Source organism: Devosia sp. A369 (assembly GCF_054489345.1).
Map to the genome: position 1 here is coordinate 1 of NZ_JBTMWV010000034.1, position 23,458 is coordinate 23,458.

The 23,458-nt window shown below is 61.6% G+C and carries 16 protein-coding genes and 1 pseudogene; 2 read left to right on the top strand and 15 right to left on the bottom strand.

Annotated elements, in window-relative coordinates:
• Window positions 1-474 precede the first annotated feature (474 nt).
• A pseudogene (locus tag ACX3OZ_RS19870) lies at window positions 475-2,350 on the top strand (heavy metal translocating P-type ATPase).
• A 64-nt stretch (window positions 2,351-2,414) separates the two neighbouring features.
• Here ACX3OZ_RS19870 and ACX3OZ_RS19875 read toward each other — a convergent pair.
• The 9 genes from ACX3OZ_RS19875 to coxB all read right to left on the bottom strand — a co-directional run bounded on the left by ACX3OZ_RS19875 (window position 2,415) and on the right by coxB (window position 14,616).
• Window positions 2,415-2,795 (bottom strand): response regulator, encoded by a 381-nt coding sequence (locus ACX3OZ_RS19875; protein WP_459105351.1) that lies wholly within the window; start codon window positions 2,793-2,795, stop codon window positions 2,415-2,417.
• Window positions 2,785-4,305, bottom strand: a complete 1,521-nt coding sequence (locus ACX3OZ_RS19880; RefSeq protein ID WP_459105352.1) for a sensor histidine kinase — start codon at window positions 4,303-4,305, stop codon at window positions 2,785-2,787. The genes ACX3OZ_RS19875 and ACX3OZ_RS19880 overlap by 11 nt, the downstream gene beginning before the upstream one ends.
• 304 nt (window positions 4,306-4,609) lie before the next feature.
• Window positions 4,610-7,354, bottom strand: coding sequence for a membrane-bound PQQ-dependent dehydrogenase, glucose/quinate/shikimate family (locus ACX3OZ_RS19885; RefSeq protein ID WP_459105353.1), 2,745 nt, complete (start codon window positions 7,352-7,354; stop codon window positions 4,610-4,612).
• A 183-nt stretch (window positions 7,355-7,537) separates the two neighbouring features.
• Window positions 7,538-8,743 (bottom strand): PQQ-dependent sugar dehydrogenase, encoded by a 1,206-nt coding sequence (locus ACX3OZ_RS19890; protein ID WP_459105365.1) that lies wholly within the window; start codon window positions 8,741-8,743, stop codon window positions 7,538-7,540.
• A 450-nt stretch (window positions 8,744-9,193) separates the two neighbouring features.
• Window positions 9,194-10,189 (bottom strand): c-type cytochrome, encoded by a 996-nt coding sequence (locus tag ACX3OZ_RS19895; RefSeq protein ID WP_459105354.1) that lies wholly within the window; start codon window positions 10,187-10,189, stop codon window positions 9,194-9,196.
• Window positions 10,186-10,812 carry a cytochrome c oxidase assembly protein gene (locus tag ACX3OZ_RS19900; protein WP_459105355.1) on the bottom strand — a complete coding sequence of 209 codons (627 nt, stop codon included), beginning with the start codon at window positions 10,810-10,812 and terminating at the stop codon, window positions 10,186-10,188. Before ACX3OZ_RS19900 ends, ACX3OZ_RS19895 begins: the two co-directional genes overlap by 4 nt.
• The gene (locus ACX3OZ_RS19905) at window positions 10,809-11,216 is read right to left on the bottom strand and encodes a hypothetical protein (RefSeq protein ID WP_459105356.1); all 408 of its coding nucleotides are present in this window, start codon (window positions 11,214-11,216) and stop codon (window positions 10,809-10,811) included. The genes ACX3OZ_RS19900 and ACX3OZ_RS19905 overlap by 4 nt, the downstream gene beginning before the upstream one ends.
• On the bottom strand, window positions 11,213-13,702 hold the full coding sequence (locus ACX3OZ_RS19910; RefSeq protein WP_459105357.1) for a cbb3-type cytochrome c oxidase subunit I: 2,490 nt from the start codon (window positions 13,700-13,702) through the stop codon (window positions 11,213-11,215). Before ACX3OZ_RS19910 ends, ACX3OZ_RS19905 begins: the two co-directional genes overlap by 4 nt.
• A complete protein-coding gene (gene coxB / locus ACX3OZ_RS19915) occupies window positions 13,699-14,616 on the bottom strand; it encodes a cytochrome c oxidase subunit II (protein WP_459105366.1) in 918 nt (305 codons plus the stop codon). Before coxB ends, ACX3OZ_RS19910 begins: the two co-directional genes overlap by 4 nt.
• A gap of 146 nt (window positions 14,617-14,762) precedes the next feature.
• Here coxB and ACX3OZ_RS19920 point away from each other — a divergent pair, with 146 nt between their 5' ends.
• Entirely contained in the window at window positions 14,763-15,254 is a 492-nt protein-coding gene (locus tag ACX3OZ_RS19920; protein ID WP_459105358.1) for a cytochrome b, read from the top strand.
• Window positions 15,255-15,659: 405 nt separating this feature from the next.
• On the opposite strand, the gene ACX3OZ_RS19925 is transcribed toward ACX3OZ_RS19920, so the two are convergent.
• From ACX3OZ_RS19925 to ACX3OZ_RS19950, 6 genes are all read right to left on the bottom strand, one after another.
• Window positions 15,660-16,112, bottom strand: a complete 453-nt coding sequence (locus ACX3OZ_RS19925) for a hypothetical protein (protein WP_459105359.1) — start codon at window positions 16,110-16,112, stop codon at window positions 15,660-15,662.
• A gap of 671 nt (window positions 16,113-16,783) precedes the next feature.
• Complete coding sequence (locus ACX3OZ_RS19930) at window positions 16,784-17,275, bottom strand: MgtC/SapB family protein (protein ID WP_459105360.1); 492 nt, start codon at window positions 17,273-17,275, stop codon at window positions 16,784-16,786.
• Window positions 17,276-17,389: 114 nt separating this feature from the next.
• On the bottom strand, window positions 17,390-19,849 hold the full coding sequence (locus ACX3OZ_RS19935) for an NAD-dependent epimerase/dehydratase family protein (RefSeq protein ID WP_459105361.1): 2,460 nt from the start codon (window positions 19,847-19,849) through the stop codon (window positions 17,390-17,392).
• Between the two features lie 520 nt (window positions 19,850-20,369).
• The gene (locus ACX3OZ_RS19940; protein WP_459105362.1) at window positions 20,370-20,903 is read right to left on the bottom strand and encodes a YgjV family protein; all 534 of its coding nucleotides are present in this window, start codon (window positions 20,901-20,903) and stop codon (window positions 20,370-20,372) included.
• Between the two features lie 646 nt (window positions 20,904-21,549).
• Window positions 21,550-21,999 carry a Cu(I)-responsive transcriptional regulator gene (gene cueR, locus ACX3OZ_RS19945; RefSeq protein WP_459105363.1) on the bottom strand — a complete coding sequence of 150 codons (450 nt, stop codon included), beginning with the start codon at window positions 21,997-21,999 and terminating at the stop codon, window positions 21,550-21,552.
• 60 nt (window positions 22,000-22,059) lie between these two features.
• On the bottom strand, window positions 22,060-23,458 hold a 1,399-nt coding region (locus ACX3OZ_RS19950), incomplete at its 5' end, for a heavy metal translocating P-type ATPase (protein ID WP_459105364.1).

A 23,458-nucleotide genomic window follows, 5' to 3' on the forward strand; every position in this document is an offset into this window, starting at 1 on the left:
CAAAAATCGCACGCGCACATGAGACCCCCGCTCGGGCTATGCCCTCCCGGCGGTCTCATGTGCGCGCCAAAGGTGGCCTGGTCTTGCTCCGCCTAATGGCCGGATTTTACTCCGCCGTTGACACCTTAAAGAGGGGCAGTCCAGCAAGCAGCCCGGCTTGTTCCTGGCCGGATACGGGAATTGGGTTTCCTCCGCGTCAGCCACCCTAATCGGTGCAGGGCGGTCGGCCAGGAAGTTGGTGCCCACCATCCTCGCGTTCCTTGGGTATTAGGGCAGATACCCATGGTTGAGTTATCTGAACAGAACCAGATGTGAGGAAATCCAGCGAGCATGGCAATCGCCAGCATAGCGGCCGCTTAAGACGCTTGGACAAGACCAATACGGCGTCGCCAATGCTATAGAGAACGAGCACCCTCGCGTAGCGAAATGCTGTTCGAGACTGATGCAGAATTCGATCCAGGGATTACACACTCAATGCCCACATCGCTGCACAACCGCCTGAACGTTGCACTGCTGGTCGTGGCACTGGTCGGACTGACAACGGGACTTGGCCTGATGCTGGCGGGGAAACCGGAGCTTGCCACGACCGCATGGTCCGCCGGTGTCATTCCGGTGCTGGCCGCTCTCATTGTCGAGATCGTCCGCAGCCTCGCGAAAGGCGAGGTTGGCCTTGACATCGTCGCCGCTCTTTCAATGTCGGCCGCTTGGTTTTTCGGCGAGACCCTAGCGGCAGCTGTTGTCGCGTTGATGTATTCCGGCGGAACCTTCCTCGAGAGTTTTGCTGAAGGCCGCGCTCGTCGCGAAATGAGCCAGCTTCTGTCCCGTGTGCCGCGAACCGCGACCCGGCACAGCGGTAGCGCGCTGGATGACGTGCCCTTGGACGATATCGAGCCGAATGACCTCCTCCTGATCCGGCAGGGCGACGTTGCGCCTGTGGATGGAGCAGTCGAGAGCGAGCGGGCCATTCTGGACCAGTCGGCGCTGACGGGCGAGTCGATGCCGGTACGGCTGAGGCGCGGCCAGGATGTGATGAGTGGTTCAACGAATGCGGGCGAGGCTTTCGATCTTCGGGTCACTCGACGCGCGTCGGACAGCACCTATGCAGGGATCGTGCGGTTAGTCGAAGCGGCGCAGGCGTCAAAGGCACCAATGGCTCGACTGGCCGACCGCTACTCCTTGCTGTTCTTGCTCATCACGGTCACCCTGGCGACGGCGGCGTGGTGGCTTACCGGCGACCCCATACGGGCCGTAGCTGTCCTGGTGGTCGCAACGCCGTGCCCGCTGATCCTGGCGGTTCCGGTTGCCCTGGTGGCCGGATTGTCGCGGGCAGCGCAATATGGGGTCCTGATCAAAGGCGCGAAGCCACTCGAAGCCTTGGCGGGTATTCACACTCTGATCCTGGACAAGACCGGAACCTTGACAGACGGACGCCCGCAGATCGTTTCCATCGACACCCAAGAAGATATGTCCCAGGATCAGGTGCTTTACTTCGCGGCTTCCCTCGAACAGGCATCCAAACATCCGATGGCGCGCGCAATCGTGACGTCAGCGCGTGAACGAGGCACCAATCTGCAGATCCCCAAGCAGTTGATGGAAATTCCGGGAGAAGGCCTCGCGGGAACGATCGATGGGCGAAACGTGGTCGTGGGCGGAGCTAGCTTCGTCGCTGACCAGATCGGTGCCACCGCACCTGAGAGCAAAATTCTCGGCGCAGGCTCTGCCCTGGTTGCAGTGGCCATCGACGGAAAGCTCGTGGGGCACATCGTCATGGCCGACGCTTTGCGTACCGGTACGCCTGAGTTGCTGGTGGGGCTCCGGCGTCTGGGGGTAGGTCGCATCATGCTGGCTACAGGGGACCGCCGTGCTGTAGCTGAAGCCATTACCGAGGGGTTGAACCTGGACGCTATCCACTCCGAGCTGTCCCCTGATCAGAAGGTAAGGTTGGTCCTGGCGGAACGGGAGAGCGGCCCGGTAATGATGGTGGGTGACGGCGTCAATGATGCGCCCGCTCTCGCGGCAGCGGATGTGGGGGGTCGCTATGGGCGCGCGAGGGGCTGCTGCCTCCGCCGAGGCGGCGGATATCGTATTGCTGGTCGACCACCTAGATCGCCTATTGCCAGGGATCGAAATCGCCCAAGGCGCGCGCCGGATCGCTCTCCAGAGCGTCGCTGCGGGGATTGGCCTGTCGATCCTAGGAATGATTGCCGCAGCGTTCGGCTACCTGACACCCGTGCAGGGGGCGCTGCTTCAGGAAGCGATCGACGTCGCCGTCATTTTGAACGCGTTGCGAGCTTTGCGCATCGCACCCCGCGAGCTTTCGCTATCAGATCCCGCCGTGACAGCGACCTAAGAGAATTCCGCTCATGAGCCTGCCTTAAGCTACGTCGCAATCGAGGTGCTTTGCAGCGAACTCTTCAGGCCGCAATCAATGGCGCCCGAAATGCCCGCGCCAAGGCTCGCGCTAGTTCCTCAGATCCATATGGCTTAGACAAAGTGACCTCGTCGCGATATCCGTCTACAAGGCCTGCGGTCCCGTACCCCGTGGCGAACATAAAAGAAATGCCACGCCCGCGCAGGATATCGGCGACCGGAAATGACTGGATACCGGCCACGTTGACGTCGAGAATGGCAAAGTCGATATCGATCGTGCGAGCGAGCAGGACTGCCTTGTCCATGCGCGTGGCGATCGCTTTCACATTATGCCCAAGCCCCATCAGAGAACTCTCGAGTTGCATCGCGATCAACGCTTCGTCTTCAACGATGAGTATGCGATGCGCCTTGGTATCAACTTCCATCCGGCCCCTGCTTATCGTCCACTGGCATCGGAGCATCGATGGCGCAAATAACGCCGGACGCTTCGTACGCAACGGCCACATCGCCGCCAAGTTCCATGGCGAGAGCCCGCTCGATGAGGCGTGAACCGAAGCCCTTTCGCGTTGGCGCAACGACAATTGGCCCGTCGCTTTCAGTCCAGCGCATCTGCAGGCGCCGATCCTGACCGCCGCCGGTGAGCCGCCAGACGATATCGACGTGGCCAGTCTTGGTCGAAAGCGCCCCATATTTCGCGGCGTTCGTACACAACTCGTGCAACGCCATCGCTAGTGACAACGCGGGGCCTGGGTCAAGTTGGACACGCGGCCCCTCAACGCGAAAGCGGTTCTGTCCGCCTGCATGCGGCTGGACTGTGTCCGTGACGATGTCCACTAAGTCCGCGCCGGCCCAGTTCCCACGCGTCAGCAAATCGTGTGCTGTGGCGAGCCCGCTCAATCGCGAGTCGAAGGCCTCGCGGGCCTCCCTCATCGTCGCGCTGTCGTTGAGCGTCTGCGAGGCAATGGCTTGCACGGTCGCCAGCGTGTTTTTCACGCGATGGTTGAGTTCGCCGACCAGAAGCTGCTGATGCGCGACGGCTTGTTTTCTCTCGGTGATGTCTTCGATCGCAAGCAGGATCAGTTCATCGCCTTCGTCTTCTCGCGTCAGCTTGATCGCGTTGAGCACCATCACGCGTCGCCCAATCTCGCGGAAGTCGTGCTCGACTTCGACGCCTGTGAACGACTGATTGTTCGATACGACCTCGCTCAAGATGATCCGCAACCGTGGAATGTCCCACTGGTCATTGCCAAGTTCGTAGACCAAGGCCCCTTCGGTCTCCGCCTCTTGAACCTTGAACAGTTCATAAAAGGCCGGGTTGGCCGAGCGCACACGCAAGTCGCCGTTGAGGACCAACAAGGGCTGCCGAATGGTCTGCACGATGGCTTCGGAATAGATGCGCGCGTCGTTGATCGCATCCGCCGCCGTCTTCAAGGCCGCGGTCTGCAAAGCGCCGACCCTGAGCAGAGTGTCTTCCGCCAGCTTACGTGCAGTGTTGTCGGTGCCAATCAAGAGATAGCCGATGATGGCATCCTGGGCATCGCGCAGGGCGGTGACCGACACCACCGCAGGGAACCGACTCTGATCCTTGCGGATGTAAGTCAACTCATAGATATCCTCGATCCCACGCGAGGCTTTAAAGACCAAGGCCTCGAAGCCTGGCGCGATTGGGGTTCCAAGTTCCAAGCTCAGCGCGCCCGCACGCGCGACAAGTTCTTGCGGATCGGAAATGTCGGCCGGCGTGATCATGTTCATCACTTCGGCTGCCGCATAGCCCAGCATCCGCTCAGCCCCAACGTTGAAGATCTGAATGACGCCCTTGGAGTCGGTCGCGATGCTTGAGAAATTGGCACTATTGAAGATCGCGTTCTGCAAGGCCCCCGTCTTGAGGAGCGCTTGTTCGTCGCCAGCGCCGTGGCCTAAATCGGCTTCGAGCATGATCCCTCCCATCCCAACCATCACAAATCAACAAATGTCGGTTCGAAGACTGACGGGTGAGCCAGCCTCATAGCAGGTTTCCGCCGCCAAAGACGATAATTAGCACCGCGCAACCTACGGCTACGGCCAGCAGAACCGGGTCGAAATTCCACCGTCCCCACAGCGTGTCCGGTAACGGCGGCGGTCCGCAATAGCTCATATTGAAGGAAAAGGCTGACGCTATGTCCGTTTCCATCCCAGCTTGGAAAGTCTTCAGGGAAAGCCTCGTGGCGTCCCAGGGCGCTCGGCCCGGGGACGCCGCCGATCAAGGCTGGGCCGTCTCGCCACCCTGCGGCAGCGCATAGGCGATGAAGTAATCCCCGATCGGGGTCTCCATGAAGGCGTGGCCACCTGCGTTGATCACCACGATCTGTCGGCCATTGGCCTCATAGGTCATCGGCGTCGCCTGGCCGCCCGCCGGAAGAACCGTCTGCCAGACTTCCTCGCCCGTCTCGATATCGATGGCGCGCAGGATGTCGTCCGTCGTCGCCCCGATAAAGAACAGACCTGAAGCGGTGATCACCCCGCCGCCATTGTTGGGCGTCCCGATTTCCAGCGGCAACATGGAGGGGATGCCGAACGGGCCGTTCTTGCGCGCAGAGCCGAACGGGCGATCCCACAGCACTTCGCGTGTGTTGAGATCGATCGCCGCGATCCCGCCGTAGGGCGGCTGCGCGCACAGCAGCCCCGTGAACGGCACCCGCCACCCCGCATTGACGCGGATGCCAAAGGGCGTCAGCGCCTGCGGGCTAATGCTGCCGTGGGATCCGCCGCCCGCATCCGCATCATAGTTCGGATCGGTGATCGGCAGCACGCCCAGGGCGTCCACTTCCTCGCGCGGGATGAGCTGATTGTAGTTGGGCATGTTGTTGTAGTTGGCGATCAAAATGCCCTTTTCCGGGTCGATCGCCACGCCGCCCCAGTCCGACCCGCCATTATAGCCGGGGAACTGGATCCAGGGCTGATCGACCGTCGGCGGGGTGTACGCGCCCTGGTAGGAGGCCTGGCGGAACTGAATACGACACCACAGCTGGTCGAGCGGCGTCGTGCCCCACATATCGGCCTCGGTGATGATCGGCTTGAGCAGGTTGGGGAAGTCCGTCACATAAGGCTGGGTCGGCGAAAGCCGCTCGGGCTCGACCCCGCCCTGCGGCGCCGGACGCTCCTCGATATTGACCAGCGGCTCACCCGTCTCGCGGTTCAAGATATAGAACTGCGCCTGCTTGGACGGCATGACGATGGCCGGCACGGGGCCATCGGGAGTAGGAAAGTCCACCAGCGAGCCCTGACCGCCGAGATCATAGTCCCAAACGTCATAGTGCACCGTCTGGTAGTGCCAGCGCACTTCGCCGGTCTCGACATCGAGCGCCACGATGGCGGTCGAATAGGTGTTCTCCTCGTCCGAGCGGTCACCGCCCCAATAGTCCACGGCCGAGTTGCCCATGGGCATATAAACCAGACCCAACTCGTCATCGCCCGAGGCGATGGTCCACATATTGGGCGTGCCAGGGGTATAGATTTCCCCTTCGGGCGGCAGTCCGGTTTCACCTGGGCGGCCCATGTCCCAAGCCCATTCAAGCTCGCCCGTCACCGCGCTATAGCCGCGAATAACGCCCGAGGGAGCCTCGCGCGTCTGGCCATCGCTGACTTGGCTGCCCACGACCAGCACGTCCCTCACCAGGGTCGGAGGAGACGTCGGCGCATAAAACCCCGGTGCCGTATCGCCGATACCTTCAAGAAGGTTGACGATCCCGCCATTGCCGAAATCGGCGCAGAGCTGTCCCGTTTCAGTATCGAGCGCGATCATCCGTGCGTCATGGGTGAGGTTGACCACGCGCGTTGCGCACGGCTCTGTCTGGTCCGCCGTCGGGTCCTCGAAATATACGAGCCCCCGACACGACGCGTTGTAGCCGATGGCGTCCACAGACGTTTTCGGGTCATAGGTCCAGTGTTCGGCGCCGGTCGCCGCATCAAGCGCACTGATCTTGTTGAGTGCCGAGCAGAGATAAAGCCGGTCGCCGACCTTGACCGGCGTGTTCTGATTGCCGAACGGTTCGCCGTTCTCAGGCAGATCGCCGGTCCTGAATTCCCAGATCTGCTCGAGTTGGCCGACATTGTCCGGGGTGATCTGGGTCAGCGGCGAATAGCGGGCCGCCTTGTGCGTGCCGCCGTAAGCCGGCCAGTCCACGCCCGTCTCGAGCGCCACATAGCTCGCAACCGGTGCTTCGGGTTCAACTGGCGCAGCTGGCGTAGCAAGAACCGCCGGAGCAGCTGCAGGTGGCGTCGCCTCTGGATCCGTCTCGGCCGGCTGCTCGGTTTCCTGCGCAAATGCGCTGTCCACGCTGTCCTGTGCCACACCGATTGCCCCGAGCGCACCGGCCAAGGTTACCATGGCTGCGGCCATGCCGGAGCCGAAGCGCCGCACAGAGCCTCGGAGCACTGGAAGCGTCGTCAAAACCAGCAGCAGCACCACCGTGGGCGCGATGAGCCGAGGCACCTGCGCCCAGCCGTCCAAGCCCGCTTCCCAAAGCGCCCAGATCACAGTAGCGGCAAAAACGATGACATAGGTCCAGACCGCCGCCATCTCCCGACGGAACAGAAAATAGGCGGTCAGCAACAGCCCGATCCCGGCGGGAAGGTAATACCAGGATCCACCAAGGGTGATTAGCCAAAGCCCGCCTGCCGCAATCGGAAGGCCAAATATCACCAGCGCCAAAGCCACCAACATCGTCCACCAGAAGCCCAAACCTTTACGGTTCGGTCGTGACAATTCGTGCGTGGCCATGGATACCTCCAACAAAGCAATGAGACGGAACGCCACAAATTGGCCACGGTTCCGCATCGTGCTGGATTTTGCCCCCGAAAGTACACAGAGCCGCGACTTGAGAAGGCGGCTGAACGGTCGACGCTTGGTTTCTCGTGCAGCATCTGTGACGGCGATGCATATGACACCTGCACTCGACCACTTATCGATTCGCACTTTGCCCGTTGCCGCCAGTATCGCAATCAACTTCTAGACCAAACTCACTACGGGCCAGGTAGCGTAGAAGGCTAGCCTCGACGTTCGGCACGTCGCTGCTGTCCGAGATGTGCTTGGATGGCGACCAATGTGTTCTGCGATGCGGTGGGGTTGCGGATGCGGAATTGGTGCTGTTTTTAGGGTGGGGCAGGCCGGGAGCCTGCCCCACGAAGTTTAACCGGCGTTGGTCAGGCGCAGAATTTGCGAGGTGCCGGCACCCTGGTCCTCGGTGACGACATAGACGGCGCCGTCGGGGCCGACCTTGACGTCGCGCACACGGGCGTCGAGCGGGATGCGCTCCTCGAAAGCCACCTTATCGCCGTCGAGATGGATGACCACAACGCCCTGCGCTACGAGGCCGCCGATGAGGAAGGTGTTGGTCCATTCGGGGAATTCATCGCCTTCGTAGAAGGCCATGCCCGAGGGGGCGATGACGGGGTCCCAGTAATAGACCGGCTGGGTGGTTTCGGCGTTTTCGGTGATGCCTTCGCCGATCGGGGCGCCGGAATAATCGAGCCCGTAGGTGACTTCGGGCCAACCATAGTTGACGCCGGCTTCTGGACGATTGAGCTCGTCGCCGCCGGCGGGGCCGTGTTCGACGGTCCACAGGCGCCCTTCGCCATCGAGAGCAGCGGACTGCATGTTGCGGTGGCCCAGCGACCAGATTTCGGGCATGGCACCCTCTTCATTGGCGAAGGGATTGCCTTCGAAGGCCTCGCCCCCGGAGGTGAGGCGGAAGACCTTGCCGAGGCCGCTCGAAATATCCTGGGCCTGCTGGCGGGGCTCGACGTCGGAGCGTTCGCCGACGGTGACGTAGAGTTCGTCTTCCGGGCCGAAGACGAGGCGCGAGCCGAAGTGCAGTTCGCCATCATAGGTCGGCATCTGCTGGAAGATGACGGCGACGTCTTCGAGGGTGCCGCCCCCGTTTTCGTCGGTGACGAGGGTGGCCGAAGCGACCGAGGTGCCATTACCGCCGTCGCGCGGCTCGGCGAAAGAGAAATAGATGCGGTTCGAGGTTTCGAAATCGGGCGCCAAGGCGACATCGAGCAGGCCGCCCTGGCCGCGGCTGTCGACTTCGGGCACGCCCGCAAGCGCCGGTCCGGCTTCGCCGGCCTCGGAAACGATATGCATGACGCCGGACTTACCGGTCACCAACATGCGACCGTCGGGCAGGAACTCCATGGCCCAAAGTTGGGGCAGGCCGTCGGCAACGACTTCCGTTTCGACCGCGACCGGTTCGGCGGGTTGGGGTGCGCGCGTCTGGCCTTCGAAGGCCGGCTGCTGATCGGGAGCGTTGGGGGCGGCGGTTTCGACCGGTTCGCCGGCAGGCGCTGCGTCTTGGGCGAAGGCGTGGGGAGCGAAAGCACCTGCCGTCAGCATGGTGCTGGCAAGAAGAAGGGTGAGGGATTTCACGGATTGGCCTCTGGGGTTTGTTCTATGTCCGGCGCAGACGCAAACGGGATCGCCGGATGGGACCAACGGGTACGTCTCAGCGGGCGGATCGTTTCATCGCCAGCGGTCACGATCGGGTGATTGGAGCAGGACGAGGCGCTGCCGGTGCGGGCATCGGCGGTCCGGAACTGCTGATGTTCACGTGGTGGCGGTCTGCAAAACGGCGGTTGTCACTTGGCACTTAACTGGGCTCTTCCTCATTTTGTGAGGTTCATTCGCTGGCGCGCAACTCCGGCGCTCCTGGGGTCTCGTTCCATACCGGCGAGATTGACCTTAGCTGAGCTTCAGCCCGAGCTTCTTTCGCCACTGCTCATGCACCCCAGCATGTTCCTGAACGCGGATCGGCGATACCGTCATCAGGCTCTACCGAAATAGCGGTCAGCGGCCATACCACTCGGCCACCGCTTCTAGGTCTTCGCGTACCAGCCCCTGAACCGCGTCGGCCATGATCTGGGCTAGCGGGCCACCACGTTCCGAGCCCAACGTCGTGAACAGCTTGAGCTGGTTGATGAGGTAGTCCTTGTCCTGGCCGCCGAGGCGCGGGTAAGCGGCACGCGCCGCGCTGCCGTGGCAGGCGTCACAAGCGGCGATATTCTGCTCGGGAATGCCGCTGCGGGCGATTTCCGCGCCGCGACTGTTCTTGGTCGTTTCAACGAGCTCCTGCCGGCCGTAACGCTCAGCCAGCGTAACAATCTGTTCGTCAGTCAATGTGCGTGCGACGGCCATCATGGTGCCGCTGGCGCGGGTGCCATCTCGAAAGGCCTTGAGGGTCGCCAGGAGATAGTTGGGTGACTGGATGTCCAGCCGGGGGAAGGCACCATCGCGGCCCTTACCGTCCTCCCCATGACATCGGGCGCAGGTGTCGAGTACCGGATCACCGGCCTGGAACTGATATTCTTCTGGTGTCAGCTCCGGTATTTGCTGGAGGAATGCCACCATATCCCAGACTTCGTCGTCGCGCATCTGGGTGGGCCAGGCGGGCATGGCGGTGCGCTTGATGCCGTGCTTGACGGTCCAGAAGACGCGTGCGTCGGGCCGCCAGCGTTCCATCTGCTGCATTAGCAGTGGGGGCGTCGGCGTCAGGTCGCGAGCGAATTGTTGGGGCGGCCCGGCGGGGCTGCCGTGGCAAGCGGCACAGGCCAGGTCGTAGTGGCCGGCGCCGCGGATGATCATGGCGGGATCGTCGAGCGCTGGTACTTCGACGCCGACCGATCGCAGGGTTACCGATTGGCGCGCCGCCAGATCGAAGAACCAGTCGGTCACATCCCAATGACCCGTGCTGGCGTCGAAGTTCACGAGCCCGCTCAGCGGTAACAGTAGGCCCCCGAGCACCGCGCCAGCGGCGCCAACAAGCAGCGTGCGCAGGCCCTTCATGACGCCACCGGCCGTCGCAACACGCGGGCAATCAGGATCAACCCACCGGCGAGGTAGATTATTCCGCCGATGGCGAGCATGATCACGCCGCCGAGTTGCTGGTCCGCGAGCAGGGAAACCTCGAGCCCACCATGGTGATCGTGCGTCCCGTAGATCGGTCGCGGCGCTAGGCCGATCAACGCGCCGAGCAGCGTCATATGCATGGAGGTGAAGAACAGCGCTAACGCGCCGGCCAGCGCAGCATGGCTACGCGTCTCGGCCGTGCCCGCCAGGGCCACGAGCCAGACGAGCAAGGCGACGACGGCGAAGCTGGCCTGTTCCAGGACCAACGCCAGCGGTGAATTGCGGGAGGCGTGATGCAGCAATGGCGCGTGCCAGCCCCAGACGACGACCAGGTCAAGCAGGCTCACGACGATGGGCAGCACACTTTGCGAGCGAAGCAGACCTCTGCCAGCAAGATGGGGCGCCAGCCCTGCGGCCAGCAGGGGAACCCCAATGCCGACGACGCTCATGTGCAGCATCATATGCGCGACGAAGCTCGTCGGGACAAGGCCGGGCAGCGGACCAGCCCAAGCTAGCAGCAGCACGCCTATTCCAGCGATAGCCAGGACGCGCGTGCTCATCGGCAGGTCGACAGATAGAGCATGGGAATGGAGACATAGAACACGGCCACGGCGGACAGGATGCACAGCATCAGCGCTACATTGCTAAGGAAGCGATGCCGTTCTTCTGGCGTGTTGTGCTCGAATTCAAAATCATTGTCGGTGAGGCTTCGGCCGCGCACCCGCCACAGATGGTGGGTCGTAAGGGCGATGCAGGCAAGCGCCAGACCAGTAGCGATGATGACAGCCAGCCGTGCATCGCCGAGCACGGCATCGCGCCCCATCTTCTCGCAGTAGACGGCGGCGACAATGTAGCAGAACAGGAAATGCAGTGCCCAAATGATGGGCGCGGCGATGACCCGCCAAAGGTCGGTGCCCGAGCCGATCTCGCGTTCGACTTCGTTTTGGGCGCGCTTTGCGTTCATTGCAGCAGCGGAAAGCCTCCTATGACCACTGCGGTGAGCAACGCGCAGAAGCCGGTGAAGTGCCAATACAGTGTGACGTTCCATAGATCCGCGTCATATTTCGGCGTCAGCTTGCCGGCGAACGAGCGCGCGAGACAGTAGCCCTGCATCAGCATGCCGGCGGCAAGATGCAGTACGATCCAGACCACCAGCGCCCAGACGATGGCGGGGTAGGCATGGGCGGTCGGATCGAGCGCCGTCGTCCAGGGACCCGCCATCAGCGCAGCGCCCGCAAGCGTTGCCATGATTAGGCCGGCCAGCAACAAGCCGCGCGCCGTTTGCGCGTTGCCCCAGGCGTTGACCAGCCGAGCACCCAGCGTCAGACCCCAGGCGGCGAGCACTAGCACCGCCGCGACAGCGGGCCAGACCCAACCAGGGCCGTCGATGCCAGGCGGTGGAAAATCAGGGTGAATAGTCCAGAAGAAGAAATAGCCGAACAGCAGCGAGAGAAAGGCGGTCAGATCGCCGGTCATGGTGATGAACATCGCCCACCAGCCAGTTGAGCGGACCCCAACGACATAGAGCGGTACGCGGCGGCCGTCACCGATGTCCTTGGTCTGCTTTTCGGGGATTTCAGCAGTGCCGGTCCACAGCCAATAGAACACGGCCGCGAGGAAGATAATGCCACCGATCAGCGTCAGCCACCACCATTTGTAGGTGGCGAAGATGAAGACGCCGCCAAGGCCCAGCGCGGCGATGGCCGGCACCCAGGTCGGCCCGCCAACCCTCAGCACCTGCAGTGGCTGGGCATCCAGCACCGATGTCACCAGCGTTTCGCGGCGGCCCTCTTTGGCGTCTGGAAGCAGCCCTTTGCCGCTATCTATGGTTTCGAGCAGGGCTTTGTCGTCCCACAGCGGATAGCGGCTGTCGATCTGCGGGATCGACCGCAACCCCCATGCATCGGAGGGCACCCGTCCGGCCCATTCCAGCGTGCCGGCATTCCACACATTGCGCGGCACATTGGGCTCCTTGCCCTTGGGGCGAACACAGTCCCAGACCAGCGTTAGGAACCCGGCGGCGAAGATGAATGCGCCGATCGTCGAGATCAGGTTGAGCCAATCCCAGCCACGATCGGCACCGTAAGTAAAGACGCGGCGCGGCATACCAAGCAGGCCCGTCAGATGCATGGGCAGGAAGGCGATATTAAAACCGGCAAAACTGAGCCAGAACGACCAGATGCCGAGCTTGCGCGAAAGTCGCTTCCCGACGGCAAAAGGATAATAGTACTGAATGCCCGCCATCACCGGAAACAACATGCCGCCGATCAGCGTGTAGTGAAGGTGCGCGACCATGAAATAGGTGTCGTGGACCTGGAAATCGAATGGCGCCACCGCGATCATCACCCCGGTCAGCCCGCCGACGATGAAGGTTGCCAGCGCCCCGAGGCAGAATAGCATGGGCACGCTGCGCACCACATTGCCCAGCATCACCGTGGCGATGAAGACGAAGATCTGAATGCCGGTGGGGATGGCGACGGCCTCCGATGCCGCCGAAAAGAAACCGAGCGAAATCGAGGGCAGGCCGGTGGTGAACATGTGATGCACCCAGAGCCCAAAGCTGAGAAAGCCGGTGCCAATGGCCGACAGCACGATCCAGGAATAGCCGGCGATCGGCCGTTGCGCGAAGGTCGGCACGATCATGGCGAGCAGGGCGATGGCCGGCAGGAAGATGATGTAGACCTCGGGGTGCCCGAAGATCCAGAATAGGTGCTGCCAGAGGATTGGATCACCGCCGCGGGTGACGTCGAAGAACGGCCAGTCGAAGGCCCGTTCCATCTCGAACAGGAAGTCGCCGGCGATCAGTGGCGGGAAGGCGAAGAGGATCATCCCGCCCACGATCAGGACGTACCAGCCATAGAGCGGGGTAAGGTTGATGTGCATGCCTGGCGCCCGGCACTTGAGCACGCCCGCGATCAGTTCGACGGCCGCGGCGATCGAGGCGACCTCGATGAAGGACAGGCCGAGCAGCCAGATATCGGCGCCAATGCCACTCTGTTCGGTCGAGAGTGGGGGATACATGAACCAGCCGGCGTCAGGCGCCGCGTCGAAAAAGATCGAGCCGCAGACGAAGACGCCACCGATGAGGAAGCACCAGAACCCGAACGCCGACAGGCGGGGGAAGGGCAGGTCGCGCGCGCCCAGCATGGCGGGCAAGATGAGGATCGCGACGGCCTCGAAAATTGGCACCGCGAACAGGAACATCATTACTGTGCCGTGCAGGGTGAAGAGCTGGTTGTAGGTGCCGGCCGAGACCAGCCCGTTCTCCGGCACCGCCAACTGCAGCCGCATGATTAGCGCCAGCGCCCCGCCGAACAGCATGAAGCCGAAGGCAGCGACGAAGTACCAGATTCCGACGACCGAATTATTGACATCCGAGAAATAGCGCCAGCCTTCCGGGCGCGCCCAGACCTTGGCCAGCTGCTTTTCCTGCGCGTTCCTGTCGGTCATTTGAGCTCCAGCAGATAGGCGACGATGGCGTCGCGCTCGGTGTCGGGTAGCACCGCAAACGAGGGCATACGTGCGTCGGGCTTGATATGGTCCGGCGCCACCAGCCAAGCCGCGAGATTTTCGCGCGTATTGGGCAGTGTGCCGGCGGCAATGGTGCGGCGACTGGCGAGATGGGTGAGGTCTGGGCCGACCGAGCCGGCAGCGCTGACCCCGCGCACCACATGGCAGGCACCGCACCCGGCAGCGACGAAGGCAGCGCTGCCGACCGGGGTCGCCGGGGCTCGCTCCTTCGCCAGCCAGGACTGGAACGCTTCGGGCGTGTGAACGACGACTGGAAATGCCATCAGCGCATGAGAAGCACCGCAGAACTCGGCGCAGACACCGCGATAGATTCCTGGCTCCGTCGGCGTCAGCCGCAACGTGTTGGTGCGGCCGGGAATAGCATCCATCTTTCCGCCGAGCGCCGGAATCCAGAACGAGTGGATGACGTCGGTGCTGTCCAGCACGAACTCGACCGTCGCACCTACCGGCAAGTGCAGCTCGTTGGCCGTCTCGACGCGCATGCCGTCCTGTTCGTAGGCCAATCGCCACCAGTATTGCTCGGCGGTGACATGGACGCGTAGATGGGGCGGCTCGGCTTGCGACCAATCGGGCAGCAGTGCGAGGCCGAAGACCAGTAGGATGCCCAGTACGACGGCAGGGAAGGCAACGCCGCCGAAGAAGACAAAGCGGTCGGCGAACCGCTCAGATCTGGGGCGCTTTTTGCCGAGAACGGCGTATATCGCCGCGCCCATGACCACACACCAGATCGCTGCGCCGACGCTGGTCATGTACCAAAAGAGTCTGGCCTGTGCCTCTGCGTCGACGCCCGCAGGATGCAGGGCGCTCTGTTCGGCGTTGCAGGCAGCAAGCAAAGGCAGGACCAGAACGGGCGAAGCCAGCCCAAACAGGTGTCGAATAGTGCTTGTCGTTTCGTGCGCCATCGGCCCCGCCCGTGGGTGACGATTTGGAACGTACACTTGGCGGTTTGAGTTCCTCTGCTATTAGCAGAGGATGGCATATGGCACCGAAGAGTTACTCGCTTTTGCAGATCGTGCTTCACTGGACCATTGCCGTTCTGGTGATCTTCCAACTGCTGGTCAACGGGGCTGTGCAAGATGCGTTCGACGACCGGCTCGATGGCGAAGCCGTGCGGCAAGTGGGCGGCGCCTTGCTGCATGTAACAGTGGGCCTGACGATTTTGGCGCTGGCCGGAGTGCGGCTATCCGTGCGGCTCATCCGCGGTGCCCCGCTGGCGCATGACGACAAACCGGCCATCTTCAACTGGATGGGTTATGCGGCGCACCTGCTGCTCTATGGTTTCATCTTCGCTATGCCACTGACGGGCGCTCTCGCTTGGTTCGGCGGAAACGAAGCATCCGCCGGACTACACGAACTCGGGCGGCTGGTGCTGATCCCGGTGATTGGCATTCATGCGCTAGGCGCGCTGGCGGAGCATTTCTATTTCCGCAACACCGCGCTCGTGCGGATATTGAAACCGGGTCAGGAATAAGGCGGCCGGCAAAGTCGTTCGGGACGGGAAACAAGAGCTGACATGGATCGCCTTCCAGAGGTCGGCTCGATCAGCATAATGACGACCTGTTGCATTTCCGATGTCCGAAAACTTCCGGAGACTCATCGGGATGGTCAGGCGGAATTTTGGCGTTGCCTTACTAGGTACCCATATGACGCCCCTTTTTGAGGTGGTTCCTGGGTGCTGTTTCACGGCCGGTTCTTCAAAAAGCCTATGACTCGGCACCCTTTTTTGCCGTATTTCATGAGATTCAGGCCGTGCCGTGAAAGTAGTCTTGCTCAAGGTCGTGGCTGAAGAGCCGCTCGCAGCGGTGCTCCAAAATGATCCATTCCGCCCAGACAACGACTTGCCTCCTCGACCTGAACGAGCGATCTGACTGCCGCCCTAGTTGATGGCGGCTTCAGCCTCAGCAAGTGGCGCAGTACTGGTCGTGGCCACTGGCGCTGCAACAGTGGGCGCTGGGATGTCCGCCTCCGCCAATTGTTCGGCGCACAGCTTGGCGGCCCCGCGGATTGGCGTGTCCTGCCCACCCAGGGTGGTCCAGCCGCCATCATCGATATATTTGGTTCGCGCGAACGAGCTTTCGTCATTGAAAGCGGTGAGGCTGGTCTGGACATCGGCGGCGGCCATGAAGCGGGTGAAGCAGACGTCGGCACCAAGGGAGGCCACAGCGGCTTCCGAGGCGGTCTCGGCGCGCTCGGTGGCCGAGCCGCCGGTGACCCAGCCGCCCCAAGTGAACCCAATCACCATGGTCAAGACTGCGGTTCCCGCACAGGACCAGAATAGCGCTTTCTTCGATGCCTGATAATTGCCGAACTTCTCCCGAAAATTAGCCATAGTATCTCCTCCGTATCTAATGGTACGCCGTATTTTTAACACATTTCGACCGGAATTGCAGATGTTTTAAGTATCTATAGAAAAATCCTTCGTTGTTTCGGCGGGAAGATTCTACAAATATTCATTATCTAGTCTGGCGGACGGTAATTTGCGAGTGAACTATAGTTTCATCCGTTTCATATGACACCTAGATTGTCACATTTTCGTGTTTTCACTATGACCCTGCGGCCTTTGCGGCAGCATGTTGCCGGCAAGAACGCGGCGGGAAACACAAGAGTGCCCTACAATTGCGCAGTCGGAAGATCGACACCATCACCCCCTGGAGCGAGGTGAGCGCATCCTCGGCGAACGTGAGGAGCCTACCCCGGCATGTTTGCCTGCGCTTGTCGACCTGTGGACCGTCTGGGGCAATGATCGCGAGGAGCCACCCCATGGGAAGTCGCAGCTCCAGGCAGCGATACTGTGTACGTTCCTACAGGCCTTGAACGATGCGGGCACGGGCGTAAGCCGACAATCGGCATTGCGCGTAAGCCTTGAAGGACAGGCTGCGTCCATATTTGATTTCGAATACCGGATTGCGCAGATAAATTGTCCATCTGAGCAGTCGCGCCATCGGCATCGACTGTAGCCCAGCGCATACCCAAGCTATAGTGTATCTCAATGCACGCTATTCAGGGTTCCGATTTGCCGTCTCGGGCGATCACACGATGCGCCAGTACCCGCAATGCCGCTAGCACCAGCACCGCCAACAGCGCCACTCCGAAAGCTACGAAATAATATCCCAGCGCCGAGGCAATCCCCACCGCGCCGGCGAGCCACATTCCGGCCCCGGTTGTCAGGCCCTGGACGTTACTGCCACTCCGAAAAATCGCTCCTGCCCCGAGAAACGCGATGCCGGCCGTCACGGCTTCAACCGCGCGGATCGGGTCGACCCGTGAGCTGCTCGCATCCCCCACCGTATGATAGATTTCAAAGGCCAGTATGGTGAACAGTGCAGCCGCTACGCAAACAAGAATGTGGGTCCGCAAACCAGCGTTGGCGTTATCCACCTCTCGCTCGAAGCCGATCATCGCCCCGAAAATAGCTGCGATGAGCAAGCGGATAGCAATGATATGCTGCGGCAGATAGGTTTGGACGTATCCAAACTCGTTGCCTACGTCCATCTCGAGAACCTCCGTTGAAGCGCATCAGCTCAACACCACTTGCCCGGTCCGGTTCCGTTGCTCGCAGGAAGATTCTGTAGGTGACAGTGGCCGCGATGAGCCAACCCGGATGGCTTAGATGATGTACTTGTTCCATCCGCCATACCGCCCGTTGATGTTCCCCCTCGGCAGACTGCACGCCATCAGCAACGCCCCAGCTAGGAACGCGGCGACGGTCTGGAGCAGCGAGGCGCCGAGCAGGAACGGCATGATGACCAGCGCCGCGCCCAGTGCGAGGTTGAGCAGGCGCACGGCCCGGGCGACCTCGGCCATGGCGGTGACTGCGGCGACAATGACCAAAGCGCCGATCAGGTGATCGGCATTGGCCAGTGCGCCCTCGCTGCCCAGCGTCAGGCGCGTGGTCATAAAAAAAATGCCGATAACGACCGATACGGCGAGCGTCCAGGGGAGGCCGACGCCGCCTTGAAGATCGGCAAGCAGCTCGCGCGGCGGGCGGCCAAAATCATCCTTATGCTGGCGATCGCCCTCATCGGTATCGCCGAACAGGAACGCACGGATCAAAACGCCTTGTTGGCGCTTGCGCTTTAGGAACTGGCCCGTGGCGACCAGTTCATCAAGCGAGTACGGGATCTGGAGCACCATCGCCGTCGCGGCGATGAGGCAAAGCGCACACCAGGTGCCCAGCAGGATCGGCTGGATGATGATGAAGGTGACCGAGACTATGCCCAGCGGTACGATCATCAGCCCGAAGATGAAGACCAGCCAGGGGACGGTGCGCCAGCGGCGAGAGGAGCCGATCACGCCGGTCAGAATTTCAAGCATATAGGTCGCCGCGCCAATACCCGCATCGGGCACCGGCCAGGCCTTCGATACCTCGGAGGTGATGATATCCTCGGTGCCGTTGAGCAGGGGCTGCGCGACGCCCGAAAAAAATGGATCCCAGACGCCATCGACATGACCGAGCTGATAGGCCGTCAAATAGCGCGAGACGAAGAAGCCGACCAGCGCCAGACCGACGATGGGCGCCCGCTGCAGGAAGGTGGAGGGAGAGACACTCCAGCCGGGCGGGACATCGGGGCCGGTTTGCATCGCCAATGGCGAGATCAGCGGGAAGGGGCGCGATACTACGGCGAAAGCAATGGCCAGAGAACCGATGGCCGTGCCGTTCAGGTAGGCTGCGGCAGACGGCGTCCAGAACAGCAGGGGTGCGAACAGCACCCAGAGGCCCACAACTCCGGCGCCAAACCGGGCGAGCGGTAGGGTCCAATTGAGCGAGAGTGCACCGAACACGACCAGTAAGACGCCCGCGATCCAGTCGCTCCAGATCATCGCGGGTTGGGTATAGTTGAGCAGGGTTGGGCTCGTGATCAACCAGACGCCCAGTAAGATGTTGGCGAAGTGCGCCCAAAGCCAGGAGAAATGTTCGCGCTTGACCGTTGCTTCGTGGCGACTGCGGAGCGTGTCGGGATTCATATTGTTGTCCGCCGCCTCGATCATCCAGGCGAGGGGCACGATCTTATTGGCCTTGTAGAAGCTGATCGGATCGGCCTTTAGGTTGGCCACCAAGTCCTCGAGCACGGTCTCGATGCGGTGCTGGGGCTGCCAGCCGAGTTGCGTGCGCGCCAGGGTGATGTCCAGCGCATAGTGATCGTCGGCCATATCGATCATAAACGGGCGGATGAAAGGCTTTTCGCCCTGATCGAAGCTGTCGGGCACGGCGGGCTCCAGCGCATGCTGCACGAAAGCCCCGGCCTTGGCGAGTGGCCTGGGGAGGGTGATAGTCGCCCATTCGTGTTCCCCATGGATAAACTCGCCGATACGGCGCTGCAGAACCTGGTAGCTGAGTGCGCCAGGTTCGCCGACCAGGATGGCACCGCGCGGGGGCAGGGTGGCGCGCCGCTCAATGGTGGCCTTGATCGCATCGGCCATATCGTCGGCGTGCAGGAAGCTCTGCCCCGCATCCGGATCGCCGGCATAAAGGCCACTTTCAAAGTCGCGCTCATAGATCCTGGTCAGCTGTTGCGCCAAGGTCGGAACGGCAATCTTTTCGTCATACACACCGGCCAGGCGCAGCACCGTGTAGGGCATGTCGCCGGCCTCACGGGCGATGGTGCGCTCGGCCGCCGCCTTGGATTTTGGATAGGCCCAGCCTGGTTTGAGCGGCGTCTTCTCGGTAATGAGCTCTCCGGGCCTGCCGGGCGCATGCACCAACATGGTGCTCGCGTAAATGAAGCGCTCGACGGTGAAGAATTGGAGCTTGCGGATCAATCGGCGCGTGCCGTCGACATTAACGGTTTTGTAGAGCGGATTGTCCTCGCCGCTGAAGTCGAAGAAGGCCGCCAGATGGACAACCGCAGCGATGGTATCGCCGTGATCAGTCCTGATTGAATCCAGGGCGCTGGTGACGCTTTTGTCGGAGACCAGATCGCATGCATAGATATTGGCCAGGTTCGCTTCTGGCTCCCGATCAAGTCCCACGATGGTGAAGTCCGCGGCCAGATGCGCGATGAGTCTGGTGCCGATACGCCCACCAGCGCCGGTGATCAGAATAAGTGGTTTAGCTTGCGACGCCATGACCAGACAACGGGATGGCGTGCTTTTGGTTTCGTCGGTGAGAGGATCGTCTGTGACTCTGCTGATTTACTTTCGCTGCGCTCGCGGCTGCAATGAAGGTGCCGGCGGAGATTCCGATCAGTAGCATCGTTTGTAATGTCATGAGATTAGGCTTCCCGTCGGACATTTCTAAGATGAGCTCTTCATCTCGAGTATATACGGCGGACAGGGGATAGCGCCTTTGTAACCTTTGTGGGAACGGAGAATGTGGCCTATCTCCACACGTCGGTCGGCGGGGACGTCCGCCGTCACGTTTTCGCCGCAGCAAGTACAGCAATCCTGAAAACGACGGATCTCGTCTGCAGGATAGGCAATCACCGACGCAGTTCCGGGCAGGGTTTCCTTGTGACGCGACCTGGCTCCCCAGACGAGGTGCCATTCCCCGCTTTCAGTGGCTTATTCCTACTTCCAGACCCGCCTAACCGGCACGATGCACATGGATGGATCGATAGAGAGCAACCCGGCCGCATCGGCCTGGTGGTCAGGGTGTGAGTCTAGCCGTTTTGCGTGGCTTGCCCCGGGCAATTCGGGTGATCGTCAAAAGGTTCGCGGCGAGGATGAATGCCTCCGCAGCAAGCGCCCCAACTGATCCGATCAGAAAATTGGTGACGATCCAGCAAAGCCCAGCGGCGGCTAGTGCAAGGCGCATAGGTATGCCCCGCAGCATGAACATTGCATAGGTTCCGATCAATCCCGCAGCTAGGGGGAAGGCATCCATAGGGGTGCCCCATGTCACGGTAGCGACCGTGCCGGTTACCGCAAAAGTTGCCAGCATGCCCGTCCAGCTTCCAGGCTTCCGTCGCGCCAGCACGATACGAAGAATGATCACCGCTGAGACGCCGGAAGCGACCCAGGACCCAAAGAGCGCGAACTGAATAGCGAAGGCGATATTGCCCAGTATCAGGATAACCAGTAGCCGATCATCGCTTCTGCTGGCAAACGCCGCGACGCAAAAGACCAGCGCAAGCAGTCCAACAGCCTGGCCGGCCAACTCATAGGTAGTCGCTTCGAGCATTTCGCAACCTGGTACAGCAGGCCGTCATATGCCTGAAGCCATCCAAAATCCGGACATGAGAGCTTCGCCCATGCGCTCGCTGAGGGCAATAGCACCACCAAGGCACAGCGGGATGAAGTGCGCGGGATTATCCCGTACCTGAGTGATTACGCCAGCACCTACAATGACATAGCAAACATCGGAGAGCATGATGATATCATCGCGGACCGCCTGCTGATCATCGTCCGGCTCATCGCTATGTAGGGCTACGGCCTGTTTGGCTGGCCAAGTGGGTGCCCACGCCTCCACTGCCAGACCATAGACGTCGTGCGACCCGCTGCTGGTGCGGTTCTGTCCGCCGTCAGCACCTGTGTCCCAGATTTAGGGTTGAGAATTGAGGAGTGTTTTGGTCTCTTCGCAGGAAGCGGATGTCGGTGAATTCGCATAATATGCGGTCTGGAACGGCTGCATGGGGGAAGCGGGCTGGCAAGTTGTGGCTACCGAGAAACGATAGCTGACGTTCAATCCGCATGGGCCAAGGTCTCGGCATAGCCCTAAGTGTGAAACGGCGCAGGGTTTGGACGCCGTTTGGCATGATAAGTCATTGAAACGTCGATAGTGGGTGGGGTACCGAGGCCGTGCCGGATCACAGCGGCATTGTCTTGCCTCAATGCGACTGGCGTGCGACTGCGCCGGAGCGAGGCCGGATCGACAGATCCTCATCCTCCGGATCAGTCTCGAGGCTTTGCAGGATTGGGCAATGGGGTCGGTGGTCACCGTGGCAGGCGTTGACCAGCGTGGTGAGGGTACGGGCCATGTCCTGCAGGCCACGGATCTTCTTTTCCAGTTCGTCGATGTGGCCCTGCGCTAGGCGCTTGACCTCGGCGCTTTGCCTTGTGCCGTCACGCCACAGGCCAAGAAGATCGCTGATCTCGGCAACCGAAAAACCGAGATCGCGTGCGCGGCGGATGAAGCGCAGCATATGGACGTCGGTGGTCGAATAGTCACGATAGCCCGACGCCTTGCGGTCGGCGGCGGGAATGAGGCCGGTTTGCTCGTAATAGCGGATCATCTTGGCCGAAACGCCCGACGCCTTTGATGCCTGTCCTATATTCATAAGTGTTCTCCTAAATGGCGCGGCAGCCGACCCAGATATAGGGTCGGCTGCCGCAGTTTGTCAGTTCGCTACCTTAAATCCCCGCAGCCGCAGCGCATTGCCAAGCACGAAGATGCTCGACAGCGCCATGGCGCCCGCCGCGAACACTGGCGAGAGCAAGATGCCATAAGCAGGGTAGAGCACGCCTGCCGCGACCGGGATCAGAGCTGTGTTGTAGGCAAAGGCCCAGAACAGGTTCTGCCGGATGTTGCCGATCGTCGCCTTCGACAGCGCGATCGCGTTCGGTACGCCCTGCAGGCTGCCCGACATCAGCACCACGTCCGCCGCCTCGATGGCGATGTCCGTACCTGTGCCGATGGCGAGACCCACATCTGCCTCGGCTAGCGCCGGGGCGTCGTTGATGCCGTCGCCAACGAAGGCGACCTTGCCGTACTTGGCTCTGAGGCGGCGAACCGCTTCGACCTTGCCGTCTGGCAGCACTTCGGCCACCACTTCATCGATCCCCAGCCGCGCCGCAATGGCCTTCGCCGTGCGGGCATTATCGCCGGTGATCATCGCGACCTTGAGGCCGAGATTGTGCAGGGCCTTGATTGCAGCAGGCGTGGTGTCCTTGATCGGGTCGGCCACGGCGATGATCGTCGCGAGCTTGCCATCGATTGCGGCATAGAGAGGCGACTTGCCCTCGTTACCCAGACGCTCCGCAACCTTGGCGAACTCTGCCACGTCATGGCCGAGTTCGACCATGTAGCGGTCTGCGCCGATCTCGACCCGCTTGCCGTCGACAACGGCCTTGACCCCAAAGCCCGTCACCGACTCAAAGTCCGACACGGCCGATAGTGCGATACCTTCCTGTGTAGCCGCGTCCACGATCGCGCTGGCAATCGGGTGTTCCGACTTGGTCTCGACCGCAGCGACCAGCCCCAGGACCTGCGAGCGGACGAAGCCAGCGGCCAGTCCCAGATCGGTCAGTGCAGGCTTGCCCTCGGTCAGCGTTCCCGTCTTGTCGAGTGCCACGACCTTGGCGTCCTTGAGCAACTGAAGCGCTTCGCCCTTGCGGAACAGCACGCCCAGTTCGGCGCCGCGACCAGTGCCCACCATGATGGAGGTTGGCGTCGCCAGACCCATGGCGCATGGGCAAGCGATAATCAGGACGGCGACGGCGTTGACCAGCGCGAAGGTGAGCGCGGGCGACGGGCCAAAATAGAGCCAGGCCGCAAAGGTCAGCGCTGCTACGGCGAAGACTGCCGGCACGAACCACATAGTCACCTTGTCGACCATCGCCTGGATGGGCAGCTTGGAGCCCTGAGCCTCTTCGACCATGCGGATGATCTGCGACTGAGAGCGGCGGTGCAAAATTAGTCCACGGTAGCGGCGGGATAGTCCCGCTTCGGGCGGCGTAAAAGTCGGCCACCTATCTTCCTTCTGCGACGCTTGCAGGAGGGTTGGGGATCTATACCGT

Coding starts and splice junctions, on each gene's coding strand:
- ACX3OZ_RS19875 (WP_459105351.1), bottom strand. CDS start 2,795: ATGGAAGTTGATACCAAGGCGCATCGCATACTCATCGTTGAAGACGAA.
- ACX3OZ_RS19880 (WP_459105352.1), bottom strand. CDS start 4,305: ATGCTCGAAGCCGATTTAGGCCACGGCGCTGGCGACGAACAAGCGCTC.
- ACX3OZ_RS19890 (WP_459105365.1), bottom strand. CDS start 8,743: ATGCTGACGGCAGGTGCTTTCGCTCCCCACGCCTTCGCCCAAGACGCA.
- ACX3OZ_RS19895 (WP_459105354.1), bottom strand. CDS start 10,189: ATGAAGGGCCTGCGCACGCTGCTTGTTGGCGCCGCTGGCGCGGTGCTC.
- ACX3OZ_RS19900 (WP_459105355.1), bottom strand. CDS start 10,812: ATGAGCACGCGCGTCCTGGCTATCGCTGGAATAGGCGTGCTGCTGCTA.
- ACX3OZ_RS19905 (WP_459105356.1), bottom strand. CDS start 11,216: ATGAACGCAAAGCGCGCCCAAAACGAAGTCGAACGCGAGATCGGCTCG.
- ACX3OZ_RS19910 (WP_459105357.1), bottom strand. CDS start 13,702: ATGACCGACAGGAACGCGCAGGAAAAGCAGCTGGCCAAGGTCTGGGCG.
- ACX3OZ_RS19920 (WP_459105358.1), top strand. CDS start 14,763: ATGGCACCGAAGAGTTACTCGCTTTTGCAGATCGTGCTTCACTGGACC.
- ACX3OZ_RS19925 (WP_459105359.1), bottom strand. CDS start 16,112: ATGGCTAATTTTCGGGAGAAGTTCGGCAATTATCAGGCATCGAAGAAA.
- ACX3OZ_RS19930 (WP_459105360.1), bottom strand. CDS start 17,275: ATGGACGTAGGCAACGAGTTTGGATACGTCCAAACCTATCTGCCGCAG.
- ACX3OZ_RS19935 (WP_459105361.1), bottom strand. CDS start 19,849: ATGGCGTCGCAAGCTAAACCACTTATTCTGATCACCGGCGCTGGTGGG.
- ACX3OZ_RS19940 (WP_459105362.1), bottom strand. CDS start 20,903: ATGCTCGAAGCGACTACCTATGAGTTGGCCGGCCAGGCTGTTGGACTG.
- cueR (WP_459105363.1), bottom strand. CDS start 21,999: ATGAATATAGGACAGGCATCAAAGGCGTCGGGCGTTTCGGCCAAGATG.